The following is a 17,940-nucleotide window of genomic DNA, read 5'->3' as shown; positions in this document are numbered from 1 at the left end:
GCTCCCTTAATAAAGTGAGGTTGAGTTGTTTTCAATGTGCTGGCGATTCAAACGGCCAAACATCTTGTAATAGGTCCAAATGGTATAGCACAAAATCAATGGCACAAAAATCGCAGCTGCAACGGTCATTACACCTAATGTTCTTTCACTGGCTGTGGCATCCCACATAGTTAAACTCACATTAGGGTCAAGCGATGACGGCATGACAAAAGGAAACATTGCTGAGCCACACGTTAAAATCACCATCGCCACTGTTAATGAGCTAAATAAAAAGGCAAATCCTGACCGATTAAAGCGGCTTGCAATTAACACTAACAAGGGCAATACCAAGCCCGCAATAGGAAACAGCAAAGTAATAGGGTATTTTTGATAGTTATTCAGCCACGCCCCCGCCTCAATCACAACCGTTTTTAGCTCAGGGTTGGAAGGTCCATTATGATCCATGACAGAGGTTATGACATAGCCATCCACACCATTGCTCAAGAGTAGACCGGATAAGACAAAGAAAACCAGCACAAAAATGGCAGCAACTTGTGATGCACCTGCCGCACGAACGCGCAATTCGCCTTCGGTTTTCATTTGTAGCCAACTCGCTCCTTGCATGATGAACATACTCACGGCCACAATACCGGTTAAGAGCGCAAAAGGATTCAGTAAACCAAAAAAGCCGCCATAATAGGTTGCACGTAAATACTCGTCAAAATTAAAAGGCACACCTTGGAGTAAATTACCAAAGGCAATACCGATAACAAGTGGAGGCACGAAACCACCTAAAAATAATAGATAATCCCATGTTTTACGCCACCTTGGATCTTCTATTTTTGAACGGTAATCAAATCCAACGGGCCGTAAATAGAGCGTAAACAGCACCAACATCATGGCCAAATAAAAGCCAGAAAAAGACACTGCATAAACGGTTGGCCAAGCGGCAAATAACGCCCCGGCGCCAGTAATCAACCACACTTGATTACCATCCCAATGCGGCGCAATGGTATTAATCATAATACGACGTTCGGTATCATCTTTACCAATAATTGGCAGTAATGCGCCCACGCCCATGTCAAATCCATCTGTCACAGCAAAACCAATGAATAGGACACCAATTAATGCCCACCAAATGAATCTTAACGCTTCATAATCAAACATGTTCTGCTCCCCGTTAGTCTGTTAGCTTTTCAAAATGATAACGGCCCGTTTTTAAACTGCTGGGACCACGGCGAATAAACTTCGTCATCAAGAACAGCTCTACTACTAACAGCACTGTATAAAACAAGGTAATATAAATAATACTGGTCCAAACATCGCTAGGCGTTAGGCTCGACGCCGACATGAAGGTGGGCAGTACTTCAGAAATGGTCCAAGGCTGACGCCCATACTCAGAGACAAACCAGCCACATTGAATCGCTATCCACGGCATAGGTAAGCTAAACAATGCCGCTCGCAGCACCCATTTATTCTCTTCAATCTTATGACGTGTGCTTTGCCAAAACGCAGCAGCAAAGACCAATAGCATAATACATCCTAAACCAACCATTACCCTAAACGACCAGAAGATAGGCCACACATGGGGGATCGAATCTTTTGTTGCCGCTTGAATTTGCGCTTCAGTGGCATCCACCACTTTATCGGTATAAGGTTTAAGTAATAACCCATAGCCTAAATCCACTTTCGCTTTTTCAAAGTCCGCTTTTAATTGCGGCGATTCATCACCGGCACGCAACTTCTCTAACATAGCATAGGCTTTCATACCGTTGCGAATACGCGCTTCATGGGCCACTAACAAGTCTTTAAGCCCTGTCACTTGCTGATCCAATGAACGCGTGGCAATAATGCCCATCACATAAGGAATTTTAACCGCATAATCCGTCTTCATGGTTTCTTGGTTAGGTAATCCCACTAAAGTAAAAGAAGCGGGCGCAGGTTCAGTATTCCACTCTGCTTCAATGGACGCTAATTTCACTTTTTGCACTTCACCGACTTCGTAGCCAGAGTCATCCCCTAATACCAATACAGATAAAATTGCCGCCATACCAAAGCTAGCAGCAATGGCAAAAGAACGACGTGCAAAAGGAAGATCACGTTTTTTCAAAATATAAAAAGAGCTGATCGCCAAGACAAACATCGCCCCTGTCACATAACCCGATGCAACAGTATGAACAAATTTCACTTGCGCAACAGGGTTAAACACCACATCGGCAAAACTGGTCATTTCCATCCGCATGGTTTCATAGTTAAAGATTGAACCCACAGGGTTTTGCATCCAACCATTAGCCACTAAAATCCACAAAGCAGACATATTTGATGCTAAGGCCACCAGCCAAGTAATCGCAAGATGCTGTCCTTTGCTGAATCGATCCCAACCAAAGAAAAACATCCCCACTAAAGTCGACTCTAAAAAGAACGCCATCAAGCCTTCAATCGCTAACGGCGCACCAAATATGTCACCCACATAATGAGAATAGTAAGACCAGTTCGTACCAAATTGAAACTCCATGGCCAAACCTGTCGTGACACCAATGGCAAAATTAATCCCAAATAATTTGCCCCAGAACTTCGTCATGTCTTTATAAATTTGCTTGTTGGTCATCACATACAGTGATTCCATAATCGCCAGCAAAAAGGCCATTCCTAGCGTTAATGGAACAAACAGGAAATGGTACATGGCTGTTAACGCAAACTGAAAACGCGAGAGTTCAACCACCTCTTGTACAATCATTTAAGACTCCTTAATTGGTACGACACATTGCGATAATTAACCCTTATTAACTATAGCAAAATGTATTTGTTGAGGATCATTAGTTAACACAATAACGACCAGCTAACTAATCACCGAATTTAAACGTGCAGCATACGCTGTAGAAGCCAATACGCTACCAAATACATAAAAGTAAATTTATTGATACTTTTATTACACTAAAAGTCCTTATTGCACACTGTTAAATCTATTATTTAACAGGTGATAACTATCGGTTACATATAGTCATTTCATTCCAATCTATAGTGTTTTTATACTCCCCAGTTGCAGAGTAATCAATCGAAGTGGCAGGTTTCAATGGGTTTTGCGGGGCAGCACACATTTCACAGGGATAGTATTGACAAAAGTCTTATTTCGTGGAACAGGCTTTACTAATATTCAAGAGACAGTTGGTTCTAAAAAGTAAAATTCCCACAAAAAAGCCGCAATATTATGCGGCTTTACACATGATAAATCAGAAAAGATAACACTTACCCGATGGCTTTTCTCACATTACGAAACATACGCATCCAAGGGCTGTCTTCACCCCATTCATCAGGATGCCAAGAGTTTGCTACCGTTCTAAACACACGCTCAGGATGTGGCATCATAATCGTCACTCGTCCATCAACACTTGTCAGACCCGTTATTCCCTCAGGCGAGCCATTTGGGTTTTGCGGATACTGCGTCGCCAAATTCCCCAAGCCATCGACGTAATTAAGCGCAATAGTACCAGAGGCTTTGGTTGCAGCTAAAGCATCAAGGCTTGCAAATTCGGCGCGCCCTTCACCATGAGACACCGCAATAGGCATCCGTGAGCCTGCCATTCCTTCAAAAAATAGAGACGAGCTAGATTGCACCTCAACCAAACTAAAACGAGCTTCAAATTGCTCAGAACGATTTCGAACAAAGTGCGGCCAATATTCAGTTCCCGGTATAATGGCTTTCAAATTCGACAGCATTTGACAACCATTACACACCCCGAGCGAGACACTTTGATCCCGCTCAAAGAAACGACTAAATTGCTCACGAGCTCTAGCATTAAATAAAATCGACTTAGCCCAACCTTCACCGGCGCCCAATACATCACCGTAAGAGAAGCCACCACAAGCCGCAAGACCTTGGAATTCATCAAGGCTCACCTTACCACTTAAAATATCACTCATGTGTACATCACGGCTGTCAAAACCGGCTCGATTAAAGGCCGCCGCCATCTCAAGGTGTGAATTGACGCCTTGCTCACGTAAAATAGCCATTTTAGGCGCACTGCCTTTTAAAATATAAGGCGCAGCAACATCTTCGTTAATATCAAAGCTCAACTCGGCCGTTAAGCCTGGTTCAGAAGGTTGCTGTTTTAACGTAAACTCTTCCAGTGCACATTGTGAATTATCACGTCTTGCTTGCATTTGATAAGTAGTTTCAGCCCAAACCCCCCGAAGCACGCTTCTTTGTTCTTTATACACTTGTTGCTGCTCGTCGATAACAGTGATGGCATCGGCGGTATTGAGCTTAGCAATACGGTGGCATCTCAACCCAACTTGCTCAAATTGCGACATGATTCGGGTGGATTGTTTTTCGCTGACTTGTAAAACGGCGCCTAATTCTTCATTAAATAAGCGCTCAACATGGGTGCCCTGTAGTGCACTGATGTCAATATCAAGCCCTGTATTACCCGCAAAAGCCATCTCAACTAAGGTCGTAAACAAGCCACCATCACTCCGATCGTGATAAGCCATGACAGATTGCTCAGCAACAAGAGATTGCATCACCTCGAAAAAACCTCTTAACGTGGCTGCATTATTCAAATCAGGTGCAACATCACCCAGCTCACCAAAGACTTGTGCTAAGCAAGAGCCTCCAAGACGCGGTTGCTCAGCCCCTAAATCCACTAGTAATATCGCTGAATCACCTTTATCGGTTCTCAACTCTGGTGTCACAGTATGGCGAATGTCCTGAACACGGCCAAACGCGGTGATCACCAAAGACATGGGGGATGTCACCGCTTTTTGTTCACTGCCATCTTGCCAAGCAGTGCGCATTGACATGGAGTCTTTCCCCACAGGAATTGTCAATGACAATTCAGGACAAAGCTCCTCACCTATGGCTTTTACGGCTTCATACAGACCCGCACCTTCTCCTGGATGATCGGCAGCAGACATCCAGTTGGCCGAGAGCTTAATGTGCTTCAAACTCCCAATATCCGTCCCTGCTATGTTCATTATCGATTCTGCAACCGCCATCCTCGCTGAAGCGCCAAAATCTAACAAAGCCAGAGGAGTGCGTTCACCTAAAGACATTGCCTCACCCACATAGGCATCATAACTGGCTGCGGTAACGGCGCAATCTGCAACGGGCACTTGCCAAGGACCGACCATTTGGTCTCGATTGACCAGTCCCGTCACGCTTCTATCACCAATGGTGATGAGAAACGTTTTCTCAGCCACCGCAGGTAAACGTAAAATACGCAATACCGCTTCTTTTACACTCATGTTTTCTTGAGTCACTGCAGGTGATTGAGCTTGCAATTTTTGTGTCGTTCGACTCATTTTCGGGGCTTTGCCCAATAAGACTTCGAGAGGTAAATCGATGGGGTTATCGTCAAAATGTTTATCCGATAATACCAAGTCTTTCTCTGCCGTTGCTTCACCCACAATAGCAAAAGGGGCTCTTTCACGCTCACAGATCGCGCTAAATCTAGCCATATTTTCTGGCGCAACAGACATCACATACCGCTCTTGAGATTCATTACACCAAATCTCAAGGGGACTCATTCCCGGTTCATCAGAAGGCACATTGCGCAATTCAAATCGCCCGCCTCGGCCGCCATCATTCACCAATTCTGGAAATGCATTCGATAACCCACCCGCTCCAACATCATGAATAAATTGAATGGGGTTTTCATCTCCTAGCTGCCAACATCTGTCAATCACTTCTTGACAGCGACGCTCCATTTCGGGGTTTTCACGTTGAACAGAGGCAAAATCTAATGCTTCACTGGACTGGCCTGATGCCATTGAAGAAGCCGCACCGCCACCTAAACCAATATTCATTGCCGGTCCACCCAACACAACCAACTTCGCGCCGACAGTGATCTCCCCTTTTTGAACATGCTCTTCACGAATATTGCCTAACCCACCCGCTAACATAATGGGCTTATGGTATCCACGCACTTCAAACCCATTATGACTATTCACTGCCTGTTCATAGGTACGGAAATAACCTAACAAGGCAGGGCGACCAAATTCATTGTTAAACGCCGCACCGCCCAAAGGGCCTTCAGTCATAATATCAAGGGCACTCACAATACGATCAGGTTTACCATATTGTGTTTCCCAAGGTTGCTCAAAACCAGGAATATTGAGGTTTGACACACTGAACCCCGTTAACCCCGCTTTAGGTTTAGATCCCCGCCCTGTTGCTCCTTCATCCCGAATCTCTCCGCCAGAGCCAGTAGCAGCACCAGGATAAGGACTGATCGCAGTGGGGTGATTATGGGTTTCTACCTTCATTAAAATATGCATCGGCTCAGTGTGGTAAGCATATTCCCCTTCACGATTTGGAAAGAAACGCCCCGCCGTAGAGCCCGCCATAACAGCTGCATTATCTTTATAAGCTGACAGCACATTATCAGGGGTTTTCTCATAGGTATTTTTAATCATTTTAAACAGCGACTTTGACTGTTTCTCACCATCAATAGTCCAGTCGGCATTAAAAATTTTATGTCGGCAATGTTCAGAGTTCGCTTGAGCAAACATCATCAATTCAACATCATTAGGATTACGATTTAAACGCGTGAAGTTTTCAACTAAATAATCAATCTCATCATCGGCTAACGCTAATCCCAAATCATTGTTAGCATCAATAAGCGCAGCTTTTCCTTGGCCGAGTATATCGACACGCTTAACCGGCTTAGGTGTGGTGTGTGCAAATAATATTTCACCGTCATCCAAGTCGTTGAATACCACCTCTACCATACGATCATAAAGCAAAGGTAACAGCTGCCGCTCTTGCTCTTCATTAAGAGGCACTGCATCAATGTAATAAGCGATGCCACGTTCCAGACGTTTAACTTTATTTAAGCCGCAATTATGGGCGATATCAGTTGCTTTAGATGACCATGGAGACAAAGTGCCAGGGCGTGGAGCAACAAAGTACAACTTTCCTTTAGGTGAGGCCGCCTCAGTAGCTGGACCGTAAGTCAATAAGGTATTCAGTTGCTGCTGCTCGGCAGTCGTTAATTGTGAATCAATATCAGCAAGATGAATATATTCGGAATAAATGGCTTTTATGGGTAAAGCAGCGGCTTCACAAGCTTGCATTAATTTTTGTACTCTAAACGCTGAAAGTGCAGGGGCTCCGCGGATGATCTCCATCACGTCATTTCACCTTATGATTGATTATTGCAGGGTCAAAATCTGGCGCCATTATAGGGAAATGTCCCTGACAAATCACCCGAACTCTAATCGTAAAACAGTGTTTCCAGCTGAGTGCAAAATGAATCAATATCACCATTTAAATTCTCCATGAAAAAGCAAAAAACAATACCAGACCAATGGCTAAGAGGATACTTTTTGTTCAAAAGCGGCTTTTATGGTATTATCGCTGGCTGTTTTTGAAAAAAGTGCCTAAAAAGTAAGTTAAATTTATGAAAAAACTGCTATTCTTATTTTGTCTTCTTACGCTTGCCGGATGCCAAAAAGCATCGGTTCAGCCTTTTAATACGGAGACTGTGATCCCAAGCTCAAAAGAGGCAAACGAAAACAGCAGTGAAACGAGCCCGTCCACAGCAGTGACAAGTTCTGTCGATAACCATAAAAAGTCTCCTCAAATGTTGAGCAAGGATACGCAAGGTCCTGCTCTAAAAGTGGGCACCTTATTTGGCCCCAGTATTTATTTTACAACCGATCAAGGCAGTTCAGGTTTTGACTATGAAATGGCCCAGTCCTTTGCTAATTACTTAAACCAAACCTTAATCATTAAACCTTATGCTAATATTGATGAACTTTACCAAGCCATGGCACAAGGTGATATTGATATTATTGCCGCTGGATTAACAGAAACAGCCGAGCGCCGTAAGCATTATCGCATTGGTCCTGTTTTATACCGCGTCGATCAACTCTTAGTTTATAGGCAAGGCACCGACAAGCCTAAACATATCGCCCAACTCTCCGATGAAATCACGGTAACGGCTAACTCATCCTTTGCCGATATTTTATCAACACTGAATCAAGATAATCCTCAATTAAAGTGGCAACAAGTCAGCGATAAAGATAACGCTGAATTACTGGGCATGATTGACAGTGGTGAAATCCCTTATACCTTAGCGAACTCCACAACATTCAACATTAACCGTCGCTACATGCCTGAATTACGTGCAGGACCAGTACTGAAAAAGCAGCAAGCCATCGTTTGGTTATTACCAAAAGAGAACAGCGATAAATTAATGAGTGAACTCCTCAGTTTTTGGCACCAAGAGCAAAAAGCTGGCGTGCTTGCTCATTTGAATGAAAAATATTTTGCCCATGTCCAACGCTTTGATTACGTCGATACACGCGCCTTCATTCAAGCCATAGATACACGTTTACCTCAATATCAAGACACTTTTCAGAAAAATGCTGGAGATTTAGATTGGCGAAAGCTCGCGGCCACCGCCTATCAAGAGTCACATTGGAAACCTAATGCGCGTTCTCCTACTGGTGTTCGCGGCTTAATGATGCTGACCTTAGCGACAGCCAAACAATTAGGAATAAAAAATCGACTTGATCCGACACAGAGCATTGAAGGCGGTGCGCGATATTTAAAAGAGATCCTTGATAGATTACCAGACTCTATTCCGGATAATCAGCGAATGTGGTTTGCTTTAGCCTCTTATAATATTGGTATAGGTCATCTCGAAGATGCGCGTAAACTCGCTCAAACCATGGGGCTGGATCCCAGCGCTTGGCGTGATGTGAAACAAGCCTTACCGCTGTTACAACAACGACAATATTACAAAAATACACGCTACGGTTATGCCAGCGGTAAACAAGCCGTTCACTATGTGGATAGCATTCGACGTTATTACGACACGCTTGTTTGGGTTGATAATCAAAATATACAACTTGATGATAATACGCCCAATACGCAAACTGCCGATATTACAAGCAATAACGATGCTTCGTCACAGCAAAATTTATGATAAACCTTCTCACTCCCCCATTCATTTTTCGTGCACTCAGTTTGAGTGCTCGCTCTCACGACCAGTCATGCTATATTAAGTAGGCATAATGAAAAAATAACAATGGAATAAAAATACGGGGCCAAATATGAAACGAACCAGATTCAATCACTTTGCAGCAAGACGGCGTAGCTTGAGGAAAACCCGGTTAACTAAAACCCTTAATAGACAAAAGCAATTTTTTGCCATGTCAAAAGTCGACTATCCTCCCTCGCTTTTAACCTTAAAAAGCGCCTAGTTTATTACTCTATTTGAAGTGATTTAACAAATAAGCTAGCTCACATTTTGTTAAGGTTTACCTGACGCTATTTTTCTTTTAACGCAGCCTTAATAGCTTTTTTTTCTTTTCGTCTACGGCGAAAAAATTGACTCAGCTGTTCACTGCACGCATCACCGAGTACTCCCGAAACAACATCAAGTTGATGATTAAAGTGTGGATGCCTGACCAAATCAAGTACGCTCCCCGCAGCCCCCGTTTTTGCGTCACTGGCCCCATACACTAAACGCCTGACGCGAGAGTGAACCATAGCACCTGCACACATAGCACAAGGCTCTAAAGTCACATATAGCGTCGTCTCTAAAAGTCGGTAATTTTCTAATTGCTTACCGGCTCGACGTAAACATTCCATTTCAGCATGCGCGCTAGGATCATGTAAAGTAATGCTCAAATTAAATCCTGTACTGATCACCTGTCCACCTTTGACCAATACCGCCCCGACAGGTACTTCACCTCTTTCTTCGGCTTTAACAGCCATTTCCATAGCCATCTTCATGAAATACTGATCTTCAATTAATTGTGACAAACTGGCTCCATATCGGATTTTAAATGCATTTAATGGGCTTTATCGGATGAATTTTCAGCCGCATACTGATAATCAAACTTAGGCATCCCCCAATGATACCGTATTGCCAATAATCTGAAACCAAAACCTAAGGTTAAAGACACAAATAAGTTAACCCATTCAACCACGCCTAATAACTTCATGGTGATATAAAGTGAAGCAGTTAGAATGGCAACCAAAGCGTATAACTCTTTTTTAAAAATCAGTGGCATTTGATGACACAAAATATCTCGGATCACACCACCAAATACTCCAGTAACTAATCCCATGACCACAGCCACAATGGGACTAAAGCCTAACAGTAATGTTTTTTGAGCGCCAATAATGGAAAAAACCGCTAAGCCTAATGCATCAATCATTAAAAACACTTTTGATAAATAACGCATAATCGGTGCGATCATCACAGTAAATAAAGACGCCAACGCAATAGCGACTAAATAATGAACATTTTCAACCCAAATTAAAGGATAATTTCCCAGTAGCATATCTCGAAGTGTGCCTCCGCCAATGGCTGTTACGCAACCTATAATCACTACACCAAAAAGATCCATTTGTTTCTTTCCAGCGGCTAATGCTCCAGTCATGGCCTCAGCCAAGATCCCAATAAGCCACAACACACCCATCAATTTCACTTCAAGCATGTTCATCACATCTACTTAAGTTAATAATAATGCGCAATTCTGCCTTATTTTTTGATAAAATCCAATTAAACATGACGAAAAAAGCATGAATTAATCTAATGATAAAACCAACAAGATTCAATAAAGAAACATGATGAACATTCTTATCTTATGACTCACTCATTATTACCACTCTAAAATGAACGCTACAACTGGAATAAGTCACTTCCACAAAAAAGCAAGTGTCAAAAATAATGCCTATAATCATTAGATAAACTAATCGAAAAATAGTGAAAAGCATTCTTTAAAAGAAGAACACACATAGGTTGGCTCATGTGCAATACATATGTCATCTCGACCAAATCCATGGCAAACATAAACACTGCTCGCACCAATCGCTTTAGCGTAATCGATATCAATTACCGTATCGCCAAAATGCAACATATCTTGTGGGGCGAGTTTAGGTAAAGTCGGTTGAATAATATTATGATAACTGTCCGCAGAAGGCTTCTTCCTTAATCCTTTTCTCTCTCCAATGATTAAGTCAAATAGAGTGCCTAAACCATTCACATCTAAAAAATCCACAATTGCCTTTTCTTCTTTATTACTCACAATAGCAAGCTTAACTCCTTGAGAGCTAAAATGGGTTAGTAAAGCTGTCGTATCTGGATATAAAATCTGTAAAGCAGTACATTGCGTATTATAAACTTGGCAAAAGTTATCATATAAGTGCAATATTGCCCTATCGGATAACGCAGAGCCTGTCAAAGTATGCAATACCGTAATGAAGCTCTCACCTGAGGTTAACTTATCGGGTAAAGAATCCAAGTTAACATTTGGAATAACGATAGATAAAGCTGCTTTAATCGCTGCAAAGGTATTACACAAAGTGCCATCAAAATCAAAACTAACAAGCTTATATTTCATTATGTTTCTATTACTGTAAAAAAGCCGATAGTAAAAATTATAGGAATAATCTAACAAGCTTGCTTTCATCTCTGACATCACGGTTTTCCAATAAAATAGTGATTTTAATGAATCTCAATAAAGCCTATAATGCCTTAACAAACAAGGATGAGAAATAAAAAGGAACACCAGTGCCACACCTCCATGTTCAGCAATATCAAAAGCTGCCTTTAATCGAAAAAAATCGACAACAAGCGCATATCGAAGACAATTTTGGGCATATCCCTTTTGTGAAACAAAGGCAATGGGCTAAACCTGATATGAGCGTTATGCTAAAACAAAAAGATGAACTATTGGCTTTTTTCCATATTGTGCTGCGTGAAGTTGAATTTGATGGCATCACAATGCCAGTTGCTGGGCTCAGTAATCTTATCACTGCTCAACAGCATCAAGGTAAGGGGTACGCCAGCATACTTCTCACACAAGGTTTTACAACTCTTTTTAACCAACTGAATGTTCAACATAGCTTGCTGCTCTGTAAAGATGAACTTATTCCTTTTTATCAGAAAAATCATTGGTACGCCATTAAAGCTAAGTTGATCTTCAAGCAAAAACAAGGTGTTGAAACTTATCGTTCCAACACCTTACTCTTAAGCACTCACACTAAACTCAATCCCAACCATATCAATTTGAATGGCCTCCCTTGGTAGTGACTCTTTAGGGCTCATTCTTTAATAGCACTTTACAGCTAAATAAGTTTAACTCTGTATTATCGCTTGGCACTGGATACCTTTAAACTGCATCACAACAAATACTTGCAAATGCCTGTTTTAACAGTGCATAAATGTACCTAATCCAAATAATCTAAGCGATAAACTTCATGTTGACGCCAAAGCAAAGGATCTTGCATCTTGCACCTTCCCTCATAATCGGAAAACGTCCAATCACTATAGTTACATCTTTGCGGTGTCATTTTTTCTTTGATTTGTTCAATGACTAAATTATCCAGCAAGCGATCTGGAAATTCAGTGTTCTTAATATGTATCGCTCTTGATAACGCTAAAGGACTGGCCCAAGAAGGTTGCATTGATGTAATAGGATAAGAGTCTAAACCTAGCATATCCGTTTCCATTAATGGGGTGTTATTATAAGGAAATGGACGAATGGGAGTAATGCCAAAATTAACAAATATATCTATCCATTGTTTAGAATTATCCCTGTTGGGCTCCAGTGCTGGAGCGGCTATATCATTAATCATACCTGTGCTGGGTAGCTGAGAGTCTAATGAAGCAAAATCACCCACCAAGATCCTATTAATGTAAGCCTTATCAATATCAAGTGCATTATTATCCACCGACATATTGATATCGGTTGCCTGAAAAACCAATACGCTCTGAGAATTAAACAGTACTTCATAAAATGGCCGCACAGTATTAAGCAATGCCTTTTTTTCTTCCATTGACGGCTGAGGTGTACTGCAATAGGACGCCCATAAACTTTCGATGCTGGCTAATGTATAGCCCCCAGAATAATTGATATAATCCACACTTTGCTTATCCAGAACATTTTCTTTAAAATCAGCCGAAATATCAGTAATATACTCAGTTAGCCTTTGTAAATTGGTCTTCGTTTGTTCATCTTCAATCTGATTTGGATAACAAAATAAATCGGTTTTATGTTTAAAAAAGTGGGGTTGTGGCGCAATCACAAATTCTGCTAATGGGTTATGTTCCAGCAAATAAGTAAAAGGTATGACACCGTGACCGCTAAACTCTTGATAATTTGAATAAGGATAAATTTCATTAAATACCGTATATAAAGGCGTTAGCCAAGCGGCAGGAATAAATCGCGCTTGCTTGTCTTCATCGGAAAAGTTGTCGATTGCTTTTAAAGTATCAACAACAAAAACAGGTAATTCAAAAGCTGGATTATAATCACCCCAATCATTTTGTTGATAATAACCTGTATCTGCTTGTTTAAAAATGGCTTTGACTCTACTGCGATAACGCACAGTGGCAGAAAACTCAAGTCCATAATCCAAAATAAGTATCGTTTGATTTGGATCGGACTTTTCTTGTAAAAATTCACCATCGGAAAACGTTAAGCTCACCTGTTCACAAGCTTCATCATTATTATCAATTTCACAGTTCAATGCATTTAACTGCGTTATTTTTTCAGTAAGCCAGTCATCAACTTGCGGCTTAAAATGCTGCTGTGGAGTCTCGGGAACAGGTTCAACAATCTCCGGAGGTTCTTTAGAGGGCTCTTCAGCAGGCGGGGGACTGTCATCATTGCTACCACTGCCACCACAAGCACTGAGTATTAAGCTTAAAAAAGTCAAAAAGATTATGCGTCTTTGTTTCATATGAATTCAATACCATTTAACCAACCATAATTAACATATCGCTAACAAATCTTTGTGTAAACGAAAAGTTGATTTTTATATCAAGGGCATATTGGAGTGAGTTAAAAATATTGCTTCAAGAGGGCTTAAGATTAATTCACCAGCCCACCTCTATTGCTTTCAACTCATGTTTAGTCGAAAAACACAATTTCGAGGCGGGCGATCAGCGCAATCCTTATTCAGCTATCAGGTTATTTAAACTTACAGGTTAATCAAGCCAAAGCTTAATCAAGAAAACCCAACCGATAAACTTCATGTTGTCGATGTTTCAAAGGATCTTGCATTTTACATTTGTACTTATACTCGTTTCTTTTCCACCCCGAATAACGACATAATTTCGGAGTCATATCTAACTTTATACTATTAATCAAATCATTAGGTATATCACCTCTATAAAAATTAGTATTTCTAAGATGTATAGCCCGTGATAACGCAACAGGTGTTGCCCATGATGGCGTCATAGAAGTGATTGGAAATGAGTCTAATCCCAAAATATCTGTTTGCATAACAGGCGTCGCATTATAAGGAAAAGATCTAGCCGTTTCGACGCCAAAATTAACAAATACGTCTATCCATTTTTTTGAGTTGTCACGGCTACCGACAAGTGCGGGAGGATAGCCTTTCAGGTAACCATCTTCAGGCAAACCAGAATCTTGATCTCCAGTGGTATAATCACCTACCCGCATTCTGTTTTTCAGTAGCATAACTGGTATGACACATTAAGTTTGAATGGAAGTATGCCTAAAGCCCTGTAGAGCTATAGTCATTTATAGGCTATGGAAAAATATTGCGATGTAACCCGATGCAGAAGCGTACTTTGTTATATTGTCACAAAGGCACAGAAGATCTTTAACTGTATGTCACGCCAAATACTTGCAAATCACGCATAGCACTGCCTTAATTAATTTAGACACCATAAAATGAGTTTAACGCATCACATGGTCAATACGCATTGAGTTGGACTCATTGGTAAAGGCAAAAAATACTATGTTAAAAATTGATAATTACCATAATTTATCCATAGAAGAGAAACAGAGACAGCAAGAATATATTAATGAAGTTTTTGGCGAAGTTAATTTCATACAAAAAAGACAATGGGCTCATCCAGACTTCGTCTTTGCTTTCAAGCAAGAAGACGACCTTTTCTCCTTTTTCAACTTGATCATTAGAGAAGCCACTTTTGATAATAAAAAAACTAAAGTTGCTGGTGTCACAAATGCGGTTACTCCAAAACACTACCGTGGTAAAGGCTATGCTTCACAATTATTAACTCAAGCCCAACCTATTATTTTTAAACAGCTAAAAGTAGACCATGCGCTGTTGCTCTGCACCGATGAGTTAACAGACTTTTATCAACACTTAGGTTGGTATAAAGTTGATAGTCAGGTCGAATTCGAGCAAAATCACAGTATTGGGCATTATCAAGCGAATACACTCTTATTGAGTCCACAGGATCCCATTTATCCCAAAAGTATTAATTTAAATGGTCTACCTTGGTAAAATCTTATTTCACTTTGAAAGTAAAAATACGATAAACCATCAGGCGGCTCATCGCATTATTCAAGCTATTTTATGTGTGATCTACTCAAAATAAATAGGATCAGTGAAATAGTTAATCACTTTATCCGATAGCCAGCCTCCATCATCACCGACACTCACAATAGGAATGGCTGCAACCCCTGTCGTGTTGCCACCACCGAACAGAATAGAGAAAACATTGGCATCTGTCACTGCCGATCCTAAATACCCTTCATTCCAAGTATAATCACTTCCAGTGCCATCAGGTGTCACTTGTAGATAGGGAATGATCGCTTGAGTATAGCTACTGTATGTAGCCAGATCGATTTCAGAAATATATGAGTTCACATTATCGAAATCAACGGCACTAGTGCCACCATGATCGGCGCTAAACATGAAGTTCGGGAATGTACCACCATATGCGCCTCTATCATCTCCATCACCATCTTCTTGAATATGGCCTCCAGGCATTTGCCACAACATGACGGGCTTATTATCAAGCTGACGACTAATCTCACCGACATAAGAAAAGAAAGTCGTCCAATCCTGAGCATTAAACAAGTAGCCAATACTATAGGCACTTGAATTGAAATCATCGAATTCATAACGATCAAATGCAATGAAATCAGGCTGGTCATCACCATCAAAAACAGCTAACTCGTCAAGAAAATCCACGACACTGGTGGCTTTACTCGACTCAGTCCCATCACGTAACCATTCTGTTCCCCCTGATGCCCATAAGTTCTCTTGCCAACCAAAAGACACATCGGGGGCAAAAGTTTTCATCACCCAATTGGTCATGACTATCCAACCTTTAAGATCATTAGTGATGATAGGCAGTGTATAGTTTGTCACAGGAGACGGATCAGTCACCACTCCATTGGCATCAACAAGACTGGCCCAGTCTTCTTTCGCGTTCCAATAACCCCAAGAGCATACAGAATAAAGATCGTCATATAGCTCATTGACATTACCAGTGAAAGATCCTTCACAGGTACTTCTATGATCGCTATCAGCTAAACCAGTATAACTGTATGTGGTTTCTTGCTCAGAAAAGTTAATGGCTGATGTCAATATAGAGGTTAAATCCATTGCACCTAATGTGGTATCTAGACTCTCTTTCAAATTATTTTGTTGTATATAACCCAATAAATCTGGATTCAATACCACGCTGCCGACAGAATCACCATTAGAGTCTTGATTCGCTTCCAGCATTTTAGCCATCATAATCAGCTTGATGAACTTGTTTTTGATACCCGTTTCGGAAAAATCATCTGAATAATCGTCGTAGCTCATGTTGGCCATATAAACAACCATCACAGGTAACACGGCATGATCATCTGGGATCGCGCCTGACGCGGCATAACTGGTAGTAAGATTATTGGCTTCCACTATAGTTTTCTTAGTGTAATAAGGATAATCAAGATCAATATCCCCCTCTAATCCAGAGCCTGCATATTTAAAAATGGCATTAACAGGGCGACTTTGAAACGACTTTTCAGACGATACTGTGTCATCGGTATAATCTTCAATCAAGGTATCATCAGTAATTGACCCCATGGCTAAATAGCTTGGCCACCCTTTAACCGTTGCCGTTGCATCGGATGAACTTGGATCATCAGAGCGACTACTCGCCGCACCATTAACCGTAAACGATATTGATGTCTTTGAAAAAATGGCATCACTGTCATCACTGCTAAAGCTAATACTGCCCGTTTGTGACGTATTATCATCAATCGTACTTGCAAGCACAGCAATGGTACAACGGTTAGAACCGCTTCCTATAGTGCAGGTATTCGTATCACTAAAAGTCAGTAAACCTGTTAACTCTGTCGCCATAATGATGGTGTCTGAACTCGAAGAGTAAGCGGAACTAATGGTGATGACAGCTGAATTCCCTGAAGTCAATGAATTCGAACTCAAACTGAGGGTTAATATAACAGTCTGTGGTTCGGTACTGCTATCATCATTAGTCGATGACCCCTCATCAGTTGGTGAAGAATCATTTTCACTTGTAGAGCTTGAATCGCTACCGTCTCCACCGCCACAGGCAACAAGTTGTGATGATACTACCAATAATACTAAATATAACCATACTCTTATTGAAGGTTTATTCATATCTCACCTCTAATTTTTATTTAATCTGCCACAATAACCTTATCGATTAATGTTTATTATCCATTTCAATCGCACAGATGTTCACTGAACATGATTATATCAAGTTAACTTATCGATATAATCAGCCTTAAGTAAAAAACCAGACGAAATAAAAATGTATAAAACGAAGACACAAGAAGCACATCGTCAAAAAATAACTTATACAAATATATTAAATTTAATGGCGTAAAGTATATTAAATTCAACTTAAGCTCAAAGACAAAATGAGCTTAATTTTATTATTTACGTTTTTTTACCATTAACATATAAGCTATTATTAAAATCAATATATTACACAGCAAAGACTTACTACAACTTAATCCATTAAATAATAATCAAAGCACTATTCCCACATCTTCAGCATAATATTCAGCATCCATAAAGGTTTGTCACTGTATCCAAAGCACGAAACAAGTCAGGAAAGTACACATTATTTTAAAGTGTATTGACAATAAATCCATTTAGGTATTAAAGAAGAAACTCTATCATCCACTAATTAATAGCTCACTAATATTTAAGTTAATAGTCATAAATAAATCTCA

General features: G+C 40.7%; 12 protein-coding genes. 3 read left to right on the top strand and 9 right to left on the bottom strand.

Annotated elements, in window-relative coordinates; translation table 11 throughout:
* Positions 1–6: 6 nt before the first annotated feature.
* The 3 genes from cydB to purL all read right to left on the bottom strand — a co-directional run bounded on the left by cydB (position 7) and on the right by purL (position 7,107).
* Positions 7–1,146 carry a cytochrome d ubiquinol oxidase subunit II gene (cydB, locus tag Q0779_RS01490; RefSeq protein ID WP_298768767.1) on the bottom strand — a complete coding sequence of 380 codons (1,140 nt, stop codon included), beginning with the start codon at positions 1,144–1,146 and terminating at the stop codon, positions 7–9.
* 13 nt (positions 1,147–1,159) lie between these two features.
* Positions 1,160–2,716, bottom strand: a complete 1,557-nt coding sequence (locus Q0779_RS01485) for a cytochrome ubiquinol oxidase subunit I (protein ID WP_298768764.1) — start codon at positions 2,714–2,716, stop codon at positions 1,160–1,162.
* 509 nt (positions 2,717–3,225) lie between these two features.
* Complete coding sequence (gene purL, locus Q0779_RS01480; RefSeq protein ID WP_298769245.1) at positions 3,226–7,107, bottom strand: phosphoribosylformylglycinamidine synthase; 3,882 nt, start codon at positions 7,105–7,107, stop codon at positions 3,226–3,228.
* 272 nt (positions 7,108–7,379) lie between these two features.
* On the opposite strand from purL, the gene mltF reads away from it, so the two are divergent.
* Positions 7,380–8,912, top strand: a complete 1,533-nt coding sequence (gene mltF, locus Q0779_RS01475; protein ID WP_298768762.1) for a membrane-bound lytic murein transglycosylase MltF — start codon at positions 7,380–7,382, stop codon at positions 8,910–8,912.
* Between the two features lie 344 nt (positions 8,913–9,256).
* On the opposite strand, the gene tadA is transcribed toward mltF, so the two are convergent.
* The 3 genes from tadA to Q0779_RS01460 all read right to left on the bottom strand — a co-directional run bounded on the left by tadA (position 9,257) and on the right by Q0779_RS01460 (position 11,340).
* Positions 9,257–9,754, bottom strand: coding sequence for a tRNA adenosine(34) deaminase TadA (gene tadA, locus Q0779_RS01470; RefSeq protein ID WP_298768760.1), 498 nt, complete (start codon positions 9,752–9,754; stop codon positions 9,257–9,259).
* A 29-nt stretch (positions 9,755–9,783) separates the two neighbouring features.
* Complete coding sequence (locus Q0779_RS01465; protein WP_298769243.1) at positions 9,784–10,434, bottom strand: trimeric intracellular cation channel family protein; 651 nt, start codon at positions 10,432–10,434, stop codon at positions 9,784–9,786.
* A 255-nt stretch (positions 10,435–10,689) separates the two neighbouring features.
* On the bottom strand, positions 10,690–11,340 hold the full coding sequence (locus Q0779_RS01460; RefSeq protein ID WP_298768758.1) for an HAD family hydrolase: 651 nt from the start codon (positions 11,338–11,340) through the stop codon (positions 10,690–10,692).
* Positions 11,341–11,510: 170 nt separating this feature from the next.
* Here Q0779_RS01460 and Q0779_RS01455 point away from each other — a divergent pair, with 170 nt between their 5' ends.
* Complete coding sequence (locus Q0779_RS01455; RefSeq protein ID WP_298768756.1) at positions 11,511–12,029, top strand: GNAT family N-acetyltransferase; 519 nt, start codon at positions 11,511–11,513, stop codon at positions 12,027–12,029.
* A gap of 140 nt (positions 12,030–12,169) precedes the next feature.
* Here the strand turns inward: Q0779_RS01455 and Q0779_RS01450 are convergent, their stop codons facing one another.
* Both Q0779_RS01450 and Q0779_RS01445 read right to left on the bottom strand, forming a co-directional pair.
* Entirely contained in the window at positions 12,170–13,684 is a 1,515-nt protein-coding gene (locus tag Q0779_RS01450) for a hypothetical protein (protein WP_298768754.1), read from the bottom strand.
* Positions 13,685–13,947: 263 nt separating this feature from the next.
* The gene (locus tag Q0779_RS01445) at positions 13,948–14,409 is read right to left on the bottom strand and encodes a hypothetical protein (protein ID WP_298768752.1); all 462 of its coding nucleotides are present in this window, start codon (positions 14,407–14,409) and stop codon (positions 13,948–13,950) included.
* Positions 14,410–14,710: 301 nt separating this feature from the next.
* Between Q0779_RS01445 and Q0779_RS01440 the strand changes: the two genes are divergently transcribed.
* On the top strand, positions 14,711–15,223 hold the full coding sequence (locus Q0779_RS01440; protein WP_298768750.1) for a GNAT family N-acetyltransferase: 513 nt from the start codon (positions 14,711–14,713) through the stop codon (positions 15,221–15,223).
* Positions 15,224–15,304: 81 nt separating this feature from the next.
* On the opposite strand, the gene Q0779_RS01435 is transcribed toward Q0779_RS01440, so the two are convergent.
* Complete coding sequence (locus tag Q0779_RS01435) at positions 15,305–17,359, bottom strand: hypothetical protein (protein ID WP_298768749.1); 2,055 nt, start codon at positions 17,357–17,359, stop codon at positions 15,305–15,307.
* Positions 17,360–17,940 lie beyond the last annotated feature (581 nt).

Source organism: uncultured Shewanella sp., from assembly GCF_947491715.1.
Lineage (GTDB): Bacteria > Pseudomonadota > Gammaproteobacteria > Enterobacterales > Shewanellaceae > Shewanella.
Note: the sequence above shows the minus strand (reverse complement) of the source record. Positions and strands in the feature narration are given on the sequence as shown.

Bases quoted from the DNA above. Each gene is read 5' to 3' on its own strand.
- Q0779_RS01440 (WP_298768750.1), top strand. From the start codon at position 14,711: ATGTTAAAAATTGATAATTACCATAATTTATCCATAGAAGAGAAACAG.
- purL (WP_298769245.1), bottom strand. From the start codon at position 7,107: ATGGAGATCATCCGCGGAGCCCCTGCACTTTCAGCGTTTAGAGTACAA.
- Q0779_RS01465 (WP_298769243.1), bottom strand. From the start codon at position 10,434: ATGCTTGAAGTGAAATTGATGGGTGTGTTGTGGCTTATTGGGATCTTG.
- Q0779_RS01450 (WP_298768754.1), bottom strand. From the start codon at position 13,684: ATGAAACAAAGACGCATAATCTTTTTGACTTTTTTAAGCTTAATACTC.
- mltF (WP_298768762.1), top strand. From the start codon at position 7,380: ATGAAAAAACTGCTATTCTTATTTTGTCTTCTTACGCTTGCCGGATGC.
- Q0779_RS01485 (WP_298768764.1), bottom strand. From the start codon at position 2,716: ATGATTGTACAAGAGGTGGTTGAACTCTCGCGTTTTCAGTTTGCGTTA.
- Q0779_RS01445 (WP_298768752.1), bottom strand. From the start codon at position 14,409: ATGCGGGTAGGTGATTATACCACTGGAGATCAAGATTCTGGTTTGCCT.
- Q0779_RS01435 (WP_298768749.1), bottom strand. From the start codon at position 17,359: ATGAATAAACCTTCAATAAGAGTATGGTTATATTTAGTATTATTGGTA.
- Q0779_RS01460 (WP_298768758.1), bottom strand. From the start codon at position 11,340: ATGAAATATAAGCTTGTTAGTTTTGATTTTGATGGCACTTTGTGTAAT.
- cydB (WP_298768767.1), bottom strand. From the start codon at position 1,146: ATGTTTGATTATGAAGCGTTAAGATTCATTTGGTGGGCATTAATTGGT.